Raw genomic sequence first — 12,834 nt, 5'->3', positions numbered from 1 at the left:
GTTTACCGCTCCTTTTTCAAAAAAGGTTGTACAGTTACTTAAATCTTGAGAGTACAAAAACATAAGTGAAACCATTTTGTCCTGCTGTTCGGTTGTACAGTTACTTAAATCTTGAGAGTACAAAAACTGTCGGTTTACCGCTCCTTTTTCAAAAAAGGTTGTACAGTTACTTAAATCTTGAGAGTACAAAAACATAAGTGAAACCATTTTGTCCTGCTGTTCGGTTGTACAGTTACTTAAATCTTGAGAGTACAAAAACGGCTTGCCCGTCTGCTTTCTGATTTCCAACGTTGTACAGTTACTTAAATCTTGAGAGTACAAAAACTGAACTTTGATATCACCATTTAGTTCCTCTGTTGTACAGTTACTTAAATCTTGAGAGTACAAAAACTTTATTAGTAGTTATTATTAGTTAGTGCCGGTTGTACAGTTACTTAAATCTTGAGAGTACAAAAACGCGTTGCTTCAAGCTTCGCATTCGCATCTGGTTGTACAGTTACTTAAATCTTGAGAGTACAAAAACTCGTTGTATCGCCATTTGTAGTTCAGTATGGTTGTACAGTTACTTAAATCTTGAGAGTACAAAAACAGAATACTTGAAATCTCAACCATTTTTTTAGTTGTACAGTTACTTAAATCTTGAGAGTACAAAAACATAAGGCTTTAGAAAGGTAGTAAATGAACAGTTGTACAGTTACTTAAATCTTGAGAGTACAAAAACCGCCTATTATCCAATCAGTTGTTGACTTTAGTTGTACAGTTACTTAAATCTTGAGAGTACAAAAACATAACCTCTGAGAAGCCAGTGTGAATCCCTGTTGTACAGTTACTTAAATCTTGAGAGTACAAAAACTAGAGGTTATTGAGTATCTTGAGAGTTTCCGTTGTACAGTTACTTAAATCTTGAGAGTACAAAAACTTGTAGGCAGCAAGCTCCTGCTTCAAATTGGTTGTACAGTTACTTAAATCTTGAGAGTACAAAAACCCCGTGGAGACGAAGACGAAGGGCTTGTAAGTTGTACAGTTACTTAAATCTTGAGAGTACAAAAACACCTGAACGTTACGGATGCTGACAAGGTTGGTTGTACAGTTACTTAAATCTTGAGAGTACAAAAACGATGCTTGAGTGCTTACGCTTTCAATTTGGTTGTACAGTTACTTAAATCTTGAGAGTACAAAAACCCCATAAGAGCCATTTTTTGTAAGTAGTTCGTTGTACAGTTACTTAAATCTTGAGAGTACAAAAACAATCTTACTAGCAAGGTTGTCTTGCATAGTGTTGTACAGTTACTTAAATCTTGAGAGTACAAAAACGCGATACTGAACCTCTGCTGGGATCATCCCGTTGTACAGTTACTTAAATCTTGAGAGTACAAAAACAGGGTGGCGACAATGGAAACGACTTTTTCCGTTGTACAGTTACTTAAATCTTGAGAGTACAAAAACTTATTCTAATAGTGATGTTTTGAAAGCTCGGTTGTACAGTTACTTAAATCTTGAGAGTACAAAAACTAGGGGCAACGTTTGAGGGTAAGCGTGCAAGTTGTACAGTTACTTAAATCTTGAGAGTACAAAAACTAAGGCTTACCGTGGGGGCTGGACGTTTGCGTTGTACAGTTACTTAAATCTTGAGAGTACAAAAACCTCAAATTCGTCAATTTTGATTTTTGTGCCCTCAAAGATATTATAAATTCTTAAATCCCACTCGTCAATACTATTCTTCCAAATATTTCAATAACATAGGATTGATTGATCCAATTCGGAATTTTGTTTTCATTTCATACTGATACAAATTATTTAAAATCTTTAATACTACTTGATCCTCTATGGATAAACTCATGTGAAGAATATCTGCACTAAATAAATACGAACCAATCTTTCTTAAAGAATTTAAAAATTCTTTCTCATCAGGTATTTGATTTATTGGGTATTGATTGCTAAATCGTTCGTACATAAATGCTAAAGAATATAAATGATCAACGTAATCAGAAACGATATTAATCTCCTCCATTACTTCTTTAGTGACATGAAGATAACCTTCATTTGAAGGAAACGAAATAATATGAAGCAAGTTGCTATGATTTGTTAAAAGTTCCATTTTCTCGCAACACTCAACAAATTCCTTGTAAGATAGATAATCATCTAAATTTCGTAAGACAAGTAAGATCTTTTCAGAACTATTCGTAACTACAACTTCTAACATGGAAAGAAATAATAAAAACTTTGTCTTATTATCTACAAATTCAAAGGATATATTTTTATCGTTTTGTCCAAAATAGGGCAAAAAATTTTTTTGAATCAATTGGTCTGTATTAAAATATTTCGCTTCTGTATGATAATTAATTTCATCTAGTTGAAGATTCAAATTTTGATTTAATAGCAATGAAATCCTATCGAGATTATCATTGATATTTTCAATTTGCTCTATTATTTTTGTAGAATTAATCTTTTTCTTTAAATAATCATAAGCTACTGATCCTTTTTTATATTCCATTTGTTCAATTAGATCGTTAATGTTCGATAGTTGAATCACTCTGAATTCCGAACGTGAAACCACCGTATCGTCTATTAAGATTTTAGGTTCATTTTGTTCGAATAGGACTAAATCTTCCTCACTATATTTTTTACCTCCAAAATACCATAACAGAATCTGCCAAATATAGTACTTTACTTGTTGATTTTGACCTACAACTTGGGTAAATTGTCCAAAACTCAATGTAATATTATCCTTGTATGGATGACTGACGTTCATTTTCATATAACTACCAACTTATGATCACTGACTACTTCTTCTTGTTTTGTTTTCCCACCTATAATCAAAACCATTTCAGAAAATTGTTTCTCTGTCACTGCTAACAAACGAACATTCCCACTTGGTAAATTACTCTGACTTAATTTTTTATAGAATTTACTAGCAAAACTTCGATTCGGACAGGTTCTATAATAAACAGAAAACTGTAACATCTCAAAACCATTGGCAATTAAATCTTTCCGAAAATTACGATAAACTCTTTTTTCTTGATTTGTTTCCATTGGTAGATCAAAAAAACACAATAATCTCAATGCTTCGTACCTCATTTCTTTAACTCCATTCTACACTCGAAACCATTGGGCAGTAAAATTTACTTGTATCCTTATCAGAAATACATTTTAAAAAACCTTTGACATATTTATCCATTGCTACTGTTACTGAGCAAATTTCTTTCCCATAACGAATTCTTGCATTCAATGTATCTGTTAAGGCTAATCTGAACTCATATTTTAAATATTCTTCATCTCGTAAATTTTGATAGACCCAAACATCGACAATCTGCCGAAAAGGTTCCATTAAGTCATCAACCAAGTTAAATTGGTTATATTCATTCTTATGGAAAATCCCGATTAAGGGATTTAAACCGTAACCCGCAACAATCCGTGCCATCTGCGCTCTCATAATTGCGTAGCCGTAATTTAGTCCTGCATTGATGACATCAGTTTCCTGTTGAGTAAGGCGAACAAATTTCTTTCCAAAGAGTTCATTAAAATAAACTTTGGCCGCATGTCCTTCGCGATTAGTTTTATCACCAAACTCAATATGATCTTTATAATCTGCCAATAATTGGATACAATCAAGGTTTTTCTCAAACATTGCAAGAACATCTTGCTGATTATTTATTTTGAAATAGGTTACTATCTGCCATAATTTATCTTTTTGTTCTTGCGTCCACAATAATTGCTCTTGTAATTTTTTATAAGCTCTGAAATGACCATTTTGTGAATGGTAAATCCCTGTAGGTAAGTGCTCATTATCACAGACAATCAAGGCAATATTATACTTACTTAAAGCACTTAATAACCTCAGAGTTACAACAGTCTCCCCTCCTTCTGCTACGATTATCGAAATATCACTCAGTGGGATCACATAGTCTTGACCCATTTTCTTGATTAAAATATTATCCAACTTTAATTGCATTTTTTCACTCTGGCAAACATGTACAATTCTCCAAGTCATAATTTTATCCTCTTTACAAAACGAAAACACCCCGCCATAATTGACAGGGTGTTGAATTCGGCATGAAGCCTTATCTTTGTAGCTTCTGCAAGATTTAAGTAACTGTGTAAGGCGTCCCTTACAGTTACTATTATAATACATTGCAAAAGCGTTTGCAACTCTATTTTAAAATTTTTTAAAATTTGAGTTTTGGTTCGTCACCCTCTTTTTTGATGAAATGTTTATTACCTAAAACATCTGTTTTGACTTTAAAAATGGAGATATTTGATTTATTTAATCCTTTCAAACACTGTCCTCCTTTTGCAACATTTCCAAAGATTGTTATCAATGGTTGGTTACCATCAAATTTGGCTTTATCATAAGGTTTTAGTTCTACATAATGTTTCACATTTGGCATTGTTCTAGATAAGAATCTAAAAATCTGTTTCTCGTTATTTTTCGTATCCTTAATTAAAAGCAAGTCATTTTTATATAAGGTGAATTTGAATTCTGACTGCTCGCCCACTCCTTCTTTTTCTTTAATTTCATTATATTTATCAATAGTTATAGAATAAGTCCCAGTCTTCTTTTCAAATTGTAAATCTGCATATTTTAATCCAAGCAACTCATACTTCTCCGTCTGATGATTAAAATAGACATCTGTTCTCCAAGGATTTAATTGACGTAGGATTACTTTATTTTTACTATTAGAAGGAGTTATGTTAATAAATGATTCAGGAATATTTTTATCATAGTATTTCAGACTTTTAATTTCTGGACCATTGCCTTTTTTACTGTACTTACGGATAGGTCCATTTTCTTGTCTATATTTCTCAAAAGGATTACAAGGAACCTCTTTATTCTTATCATTAAATTCTTTAGAAGGATAGGTTCTTAAAATCTCTTCAATTACCTTCTCAAATGTTTGTGAATCTTTGTGATACATCAAGAATTTACTCTTATCTTTGTTGTAAATTTTAATGAAAGCATCATAACCTGCTTGGCTATAAATATCTTTAATCTTACCTAGAACATAAGTTTCTTCAGATTTATCCTTATCCAATTTTGCTTTTCTTGTTGAGTAAATGGTAGCGTCTGAAATTTTTCGATTATATTTTGAATCTACTTGATAAGAAAACAAAATGCTATTCTCAAATGTCTTGCTACGTAATGTATCAACGAAATGGTCATATGGCGCTTTAAATACTAATTCTTTATATTCATCGTCACTTAATGAAAGAATTTCTCCAGTCTCTGAGTCAACGAATTGTCCTGCTTTATAAGAAATCAGAGGATTATTCTGTTTCTTCCATAATCTTAATTGGCTAGAAGCAGCAATAATTAAGGCATCTCCAGCATGATGGTGGTAAGTCTCACGAGATTTTTCAAGTCCCCACTTTCTTCTTACCTGAGAGGTAAATTGCCCACGTACCACAGAAATTGTTGTATCGAAATGATGATTTTTATAAAAATCTTGTAGAGCATTTAAAACAACTCGAGAAGAATACCGAGTATCTACTAAATTTCGTTCGATAAACTTCTGTTTAACCTCTATCTTACTAATATCTTCTTCCGTTAATAGATAATCTTTCTTTTTATTACCTAATAATTTTGAATCTTTTACATATGATTTAAACTCACGGTAAGACCAAGCATCATCCATACTATCTAAAGCCTGAAATGGTGTACGTTGCCCTTTTTCTTGGTTTGCCGTAGCAAGTACTAATACCTTATTAGATAAACTATCATCAAAAGATAAAGATAGAGGCAGAATATGATCAATTTCATACTTGTATTGATTTTGAATCAAATCTGAAATTGGGATATTCTTCCCAGTGTAAAGACACTTTTCTCCTTGTTGATGCCATAAACGAATCTTAGTAGCTAATTCCTTATGTCCATGAAAAATACTATCCGGTAACTCTTTTTTCCCATTGTATTGGAAAGCCGCTTTTTCCATTGCGGCATTTTTTTCATCTAGGTTTGCTTTTTGTCGCTTAATATAGTCCTTCTTAGCTTCTTCTTCATTATTTTCACGCGCCATTTCAATAACGATATTATCAAAGATTCCATACTGTTTAGTCGCTTCGTTGATTATCTTTATGGCTTGTCTGACAGATTTTGCTACTACAGGATTATAAATTTCCTCTGTTATTTCTTTTTCATCAATATACTTGGTTCGTTTTGATGTCTCTTTAGATTTTTGTTTACCTAATCGAGTAAGAATTGTCATTTGCTCTTCTGAAGTTGCATAGAGTTCTGGCATCAATTCCAACATGAGTTTAAGAGAGAAATTATGCCATCCCTTACTAAAAAGACTGCTATTATTTTTTCTAAATTGAACCAATTCAAGTACTTGATCCTGACTAAATGTATCTTTTAGCTTCGCGCTAATTGCTTCTTCTATACCTTCTCGCTCTGTATTTAAAGTTAGAATATGAGCAAGTTCATCTAGAACTTCTCTAGGCATTTCATTAACATTAAAAGTCTCTAAAGATTGCATTTTCCGATAAACATCAAAGGTGTGCATTTCAGGTTTTTTATTGGGATCAATACGAAATCCATGTATCTGATCAACTGAAGCATCAACCATCTTAGCAATGTACTTCAATAGGGTTGAAGCTCCTAATGTTTTAGCCGACTTGGCATATTCAATAATAGTTTTCTTTTGTTCCTCACTTAGTTTCTTGGTTTCTGTTGGAACAGTTAAATTATTTAAATCATTAAGTAAATTAAACTCTTGAGCAGTATAGGAAGCTTTTGAAGCACGATATTCATCAGGATAAAAGGTACATTTACCAATTAAAATACCAAAAATATTATCGAGGGTAGTTCCGTCTGTTCTGAAACGTCCATAATCTGTTCGTGACTTTTCATTACCTGGTCCATGGTAGTATTTTCTTTTACCTGTAAGGATTATCAAATAATCCTCTATAAAGTCATCAGTAATCTTATTATTGAATTCTTGTTGTTTTCTAAGAATTCTTTCAGCTTCTTTTCTATAAGCAGATGTTGAAAAAACATTGATCAAACGACGTTTTTCACCATTTTCTACAACAGTGAAATCTCCTCTAACCTGACCATATTTTTCGAATCGTTCTAGTTGAATTTGGCCTGGTGTCTGTTCCGAAAGTAATTTTCTATTTTCTTCAACTGCCTTACCGTAATCAGACGATACTGTACCACCATCCTCAGAAGCATCATCTAAGTAGCTAATTCCCCTTCTCTTAATAATATTCTTGAGGGCGATAAATAACTCTTCGGTTGTCAGTTGTATATTCATTCCTTCTACACGAAGTTTATAAGGATTTAAATTAATAGAAACCTTTGAAAAATCAGTTAACAAAGCATAGTCTTCAAATAAATCATGAAGACGAACAGCACGATGTCTTTTTCGACGAGTTAATCGTCTAGCCTGTCTAATGCTCCTTCTTACAACGTTATTATCAGCTGTTGCAGCTGGAAAAAGACGAGAATTCGCATGGATAATCTCACCAGTATCTTTTTTTAGAACACCCACTCCAACTGAAGATATACCAATATCTAAACCTAAAACTAAACCATTCATCATGACACTCCTAAGAAATTGTTATATTAATCAAATTTTACTCTTTCCTTCCTAAAAAATCAAATCATTATCTGCAATTATCGAGAATATTTTTCTTTAGTAAACTTATATTCAAATCCCTCTCATTGTCATCATTTAGCATAAATCGAGTAGAGGCTAATTTCTAACCTATCTAACACCACCTCACGTGCCGTTCAGCATCGGCGGTTCAACTAAACTTTAAAGAGAGTTTATCCCCTATCATTTCTCATTCTGCAGGATCGTTCCATCAGGGATTTTCTATTTTTATGCACAATAGCAATCATTTTAGTTTTCAAGCCACAGTCTTATCAGTCCAAAAGTCAGAATAGATAATTCTAATTCGAGAGAAACTCTTTCAATTGTTCAATCCTTAGTTCCACTTCCATTACAGGAGTTTCATCACTATATTGGATTGAAATAAGATATGAACAAAGAGATTAGGAAAGTCAAATTAATTTCTAAAAACGCTTTAGAATCCTTGGTGTACTATTCCAGATTCAATACATTATACTATGGGCTTGGCTGACTTCTTACGATTCATGGTTACTACGCTTTGAGATTTCATGAGACATCACGGGACAAGTCGTACCAAAAGAGTTTGGCAAAAAACTTAAAAAATAAGAAAAACGCACAATATCAGGTGTTCACAAAAACTTGCTTGATACTATGCGTTTTATAGTGGAAAGATTTGCTCAATTTTATTTTCAAATTGAGTTTTTGCCCATTCTCTTTCTATATCTCAAAATTATGAATTTGGATCGTCAAGACTTCGACCATGTAAGCCTTTTTCCCGTTGTACCTGACGAAGTTTTTCAGGAGTCACATCATTTCCATCTTCATCTACGATTTTGATTCCTTCAATGTGATGACGAACAGAACGACGATAGCCTTCGATATATTCCTCACGAAGTTTAGCTTGTTCTACTTTTTCTTCTGCAGTCAAGCCTTCAGTTTTTTTCTTTTTCGCAAGCTCATTAATACGAGCGATTTTTTCTGGTGTCATATTTGAACCTCCAATCTACTTTTTAATTTCTATTTTGTATTAAGAAGATTAAAAGCAGCGACAGTTTTTGCTTTATTCACAAGTTCAGTTAGAATAGCTAGGCGATTATTCTTAACATCAACATCCTCTGCCATAACCATTGTATTGTCAAAGAATGCATCAATAACAGGACTAAGAGCAAATAACTGCGTTAATTTATCACTAGCTGAACCTTTCAATTCTAGATTTTCTACTGCTTGAGCTAGTTCTTTTTCCTGTTCATTTTCAAAGAGGCTAGTATCAACTTTGACTGAACCTTCTGCTTTTTCCGCTAGGTTAAAGGCACGAGATAAGGATTCAACAGCTGGTTTGTAGTCACTATTTAGAGATGCTTCTTTCAGTGCTTCTGCTGCTTCAATCATATCTGCAACAACAAAGTTTGAGCTTGCTAGAACAGCTTCCTTAATATCTTTTGCAGTAGACCCCATCATCTTATCCACACGAGCTTTAATGAAGTTAAGCACTTCTTCTTGATTATCGTAAGTTAGGCTATCAAATGATAAAGCATAAAGGCTCGCAATCAATTCGTCCATTGGAATATTCCAGCCAAAGTCTTCCAAGATACGGACAATCCCTTGTGTTGCTCGACGAAGAGCATAAGGGTCATTTGAACCAGATGGAATCAAGCCAACAGAGAAGAAGGACAAGAGAGTATCCAATTTATCAGCTAGTGCAAGGATAGCTCCGACTTTAGACTCAGGAAGAGCACCATCTGCAGAATCTGGAAGGTAGTGTTCACGGATAGCTTGTGCTACTGCCGCATTTTCACCAGCGAGAAGAGCATATTTCTCACCCATGATCCCTTGAAGCTCATCAAATTCACCAACCATACCAGTCAAGAGGTCAAACTTATAAATGGCTGCAGCACGAGCAAGGTCAACAGTTTCATCAACTGATAAACCTGCTTTTTCTGCCAAAAGGATAGCAATTTGCCCTGTACGAATCATGTGCTCACGAAGTGAACCAATCTTTTCATGGAAGGTTACGTGTGATAATTTAGCTACAAGATCTTCAATCTTGAGTTTTTGGTCTTCACGCCAGAAGAATTCACCATCTTCCAGACGTGCCACCAAGACTTTCTCATTTCCTCGGATGACATTATCCAGATACTCTGCATTTCCGTTACGAACAGAAATAAAGTTTGGTTTTAGATTTCCGTCAAGGTCACGTACTACAAAGTAGCGTTGGTGAGTTTCCATTGAAGTGACCAAGACTTCTTCTGGAACCTCTAGGTACTTAGGATCAAAATTCCCCATAAAGGCAGTTGGGTATTCAACCAAATTCAAAACTTCATTCAAGAGTCCTTCATCAATTTGAACCTGAACACCTTCTGCAGCTTCGATAGCCTTAATTTGCTCACGAATCATATTTTCGCGTTCAATGCTATCTGCAATAACATAAACCTTGCGCAGGTCTTCTTCATAGCTGTCAGCATGCTGAATTTCTACTTCGTGACCAAGGAAACGATGTCCACGGCTAACTCTTCCTGAATGAATATCTAAGAAATCCATATCGAGTGCCACATCATCCAAAAGAACTGTCAACGTATGGACTGGACGGATATATTCAAAGGTATTGTTTGCCCAGTGCATACTTACTGGGAAGCTTAAGCTAGCCAATACTTCTGGAATTCCAGCCAAAACTTCCTCAGCTGGTTTTCCAGCTTCATGCTTAGTTACGTAGACATATTCTTCACCTTTGATTTCACGGAATTCGATATCATCTACAGTCAATCCTTTACCACGGACAAACCCTTGCGCTGCTTTAGAGAAATTTCCTTCTGCATCCAAAGCAATTTTTTTAGAAGGTCCTTTAAAATCTTCAGTCAAATCCGTTTGTTGGTCTGCCAAGCCAAGTACGCGAACAGCCAAACGACGTGGAGTTGAAAAAGTTTGAATTCCTTCGTATGAAAGGCGGTTATTATCCAAAAAGGCTGCCATTTTTTCACCTAGTTGTTTTTCACTTGGTGTGACAACGTAGGCTGGTAACTCTTCGAGTCCTAGTTCTACTAATAAGTTTTTTGTCATGTTTTATTCCTCTCCAGATCTTTTAAAACAAAATTTTTGAATTACTAAAAGTGCATCAGTAAGACTCAGATCATCATGTCCAATAATTAAATTCTCATTCTCAAAATTTTTTTTGATAATCTCATATAGTGATTCTTTTAACTTTTGACTAATATTCTCTGTTTTATCAAATATTGTGAAATATAATTGAATAAACAATTCATTGTATTCTCCATCACCATTCGGTTCTATAACATCAAAAGAATACGTGCCTTTTTTTTTGATATTTTCATATTGATTTTCACTTTTAATATCAAATTGCATATCAGTTTGTTTTTCAAATTCGAAACCAATATTATTAAAACCTTCATTTAATTTTCTATCACGAAAAATAGCTTCAGCTAAATCATCCTTGGTGAAATCAAAATCTCTCGACTTCTTTACCTCTAAATTTAAAACAAATGGAATAATTTGATTATCGTTAGTACTTTTTACCAATTGTTATTCTTCCTCTTCTGCTAGGAGTTGAGCGCGTGTAGCTTCGTCAAGAAGTGGGTAACCAAGTTTCTTGCGTTCAGCTACGAATGTTTTAGCTACAACACGAGCCAAGTTACGGATGCGAGCAATGTAACCTGCACGTTCTGTAACGGATACTGCTCCACGAGCATCAAGCAAGTTGAAAGTGTGTGAACATTTCAAAACGTAGTCATAGGCAGGGTGAACTAGGCCCAATTCCAAAGCACGCCCAGCTTCTTTTTCAAATTTTTCGAAGTTTTCAAGAAGCATATCTTGGTCAGAAACTTCAAAGCTGTATTTTGAATGCTCATATTCTGGTTGAAGGAAGATTTCTCCGTATTTAACACCAGGAGCCCACTCGATATCGTAAACTGAGTCTACCTCTTGAATGTAAGAAGCCAAACGTTCCAATCCGTAAGTAACCTCAGCTGTAACAGGACCAGTTGCCAAGCCACCGACTTGTTGGAAGTAAGTGAATTGAGTGATTTCCATACCATCAAGCCAAACTTCCCAACCAAGACCTGCTGATCCAGTTGATGGGTTTTCCCAGTTATCTTCAACGAAACGAATATCGTGTTCCAAAGGATTGATACCCAATTTTTCCAATGACTCAAGGTAGAGTTCTTGGATGTTTGATGGTGATGGTTTCATAACCACTTGGAATTGATGGTGTTGGTAAAGACGGTTTGGATTTTCCCCGTAACGACCGTCTGCTGGACGACGTGATGGCTCTACATAAGCCGCATTCCATGGCTCAGGACCAATAGCACGAAGGAAAGTATAAGGGCTCATAGTTCCCGCACCCTTTTCATTATCATAAGCCTGCATGAGCATACAACCCTGATCATTCCAGTATTGTTGCAAAGTAAGGATAATTTCTTGAAAGGTTAATTTTTTAGACATTATTAACTCCTTTTTCTATAATTTCTTGCGACCTAGAATACAAAAAGAACCGTGTCTTTGCTCCTAAGTCAAGTGACCTAGGGGCGTCAGAAACGCGGTTCCACCCTAATTTATTACTTCATTATTTTTTAAAATTTACCAAAAGCGCCACACTCATCTCTCAATCACCTGACTCTCACTACCACAGGCTCGCTTGGGATTTACTGATAAGATATTCTTTCTTGTCGTCTATTATAACAAAAAGGAATGAAAAAGTAAAATTATTTTATCATCACTCTTGTATTTTTCTCGGTATTAAATCTTAGAGATCTTTGCAATTCTTTAGAATATTAAAAATAGCATTATTCAATAATATTCCTAAAACTAAAAATACAGACCGCAATGACACTAAACAAACAGTTACTACAAGAAGGGCTGATAAAAAAACACGATGATCGCTTATAGACGAGAAGGTCTTCTACTTTCTGGAAGCAATTCTAAATGCTTCTTCGTTATTTCAAAAAGATTATTAAATTGATAAAAGAAGTGATATCTTGTTGCTAAAGGATCAATATCTAAAAAGTCACCCCCCTAATATTATAGTTTGAATAAAACAGCAGTAATCTATCGATTTCATCAGTATTTCCAGTGTAGAGGGAAATATTTCTCTTTCTTGCGACTGAAAAATTACTTACAGAATAGACAACAATTGGAAATCTATCTTTTGCTATCGTTTTTTTCAATAACAAAATTTCTTCATCCCTTGTACGCAGATGATAAGCTCCATTTTCTTGAACGATTTTAATTCTATTCATCCAGTTTTCTTCAT

At 34.3% G+C, this 12,834-nt stretch carries 9 protein-coding genes and 1 CRISPR repeat array; all 9 genes read right to left on the bottom strand.

Features of this window, described 5'->3' with window-relative positions; genetic code table 11:
* Nucleotides 1-25: 25 nt before the first annotated feature.
* Nucleotides 26-1,644: a CRISPR direct-repeat array (repeat unit 36 nt; unit sequence GTTGTACAGTTACTTAAATCTTGAGAGTACAAAAAC).
* A 70-nt stretch (nt 1,645-1,714) separates the two neighbouring features.
* Nucleotides 1,715-2,758 (bottom strand): CRISPR-associated protein Csn2-St, encoded by a 1,044-nt coding sequence (gene csn2-St / locus QM911_RS07645; protein WP_414313617.1) that lies wholly within the window; start codon nt 2,756-2,758, stop codon nt 1,715-1,717.
* Complete coding sequence (gene cas2, locus QM911_RS07640) at nt 2,755-3,078, bottom strand: CRISPR-associated endonuclease Cas2 (RefSeq protein ID WP_061863175.1); 324 nt, start codon at nt 3,076-3,078, stop codon at nt 2,755-2,757. Before cas2 ends, csn2-St begins: the two co-directional genes overlap by 4 nt.
* A gap of 4 nt (nt 3,079-3,082) precedes the next feature.
* Nucleotides 3,083-3,991, bottom strand: coding sequence for a type II CRISPR-associated endonuclease Cas1 (cas1, locus tag QM911_RS07635; RefSeq protein ID WP_414313616.1), 909 nt, complete (start codon nt 3,989-3,991; stop codon nt 3,083-3,085).
* Between the two features lie 175 nt (nt 3,992-4,166).
* Nucleotides 4,167-7,538, bottom strand: coding sequence for a type II CRISPR RNA-guided endonuclease Cas9 (gene cas9, locus QM911_RS07630; RefSeq protein WP_414313618.1), 3,372 nt, complete (start codon nt 7,536-7,538; stop codon nt 4,167-4,169).
* A 766-nt stretch (nt 7,539-8,304) separates the two neighbouring features.
* A complete protein-coding gene (locus tag QM911_RS07625; protein WP_000187071.1) occupies nt 8,305-8,562 on the bottom strand; it encodes a DUF896 family protein in 258 nt (85 codons plus the stop codon).
* A gap of 29 nt (nt 8,563-8,591) precedes the next feature.
* On the bottom strand, nt 8,592-10,628 hold the full coding sequence (gene glyS, locus QM911_RS07620) for a glycine--tRNA ligase subunit beta (protein WP_414313615.1): 2,037 nt from the start codon (nt 10,626-10,628) through the stop codon (nt 8,592-8,594).
* A gap of 3 nt (nt 10,629-10,631) precedes the next feature.
* Entirely contained in the window at nt 10,632-11,105 is a 474-nt protein-coding gene (locus tag QM911_RS07615) for a hypothetical protein (protein ID WP_414313614.1), read from the bottom strand.
* 3 nt (nt 11,106-11,108) lie between these two features.
* The gene (glyQ, locus tag QM911_RS07610) at nt 11,109-12,026 is read right to left on the bottom strand and encodes a glycine--tRNA ligase subunit alpha (protein WP_316108606.1); all 918 of its coding nucleotides are present in this window, start codon (nt 12,024-12,026) and stop codon (nt 11,109-11,111) included.
* Between the two features lie 554 nt (nt 12,027-12,580).
* Nucleotides 12,581-12,820 carry a hypothetical protein gene (locus QM911_RS07605; RefSeq protein ID WP_414313613.1) on the bottom strand — a complete coding sequence of 80 codons (240 nt, stop codon included), beginning with the start codon at nt 12,818-12,820 and terminating at the stop codon, nt 12,581-12,583.
* Nucleotides 12,821-12,834: the final 14 nt, after the last annotated feature.

Origin of the sequence: Streptococcus infantis, from assembly GCF_047460825.1 — a bacterium.
Lineage (GTDB): Bacteria > Bacillota > Bacilli > Lactobacillales > Streptococcaceae > Streptococcus > Streptococcus infantis_V.
The sequence above is the reverse complement of the archived record's forward strand: the minus strand, read 5'-3'. Positions and strand labels throughout refer to the sequence as shown.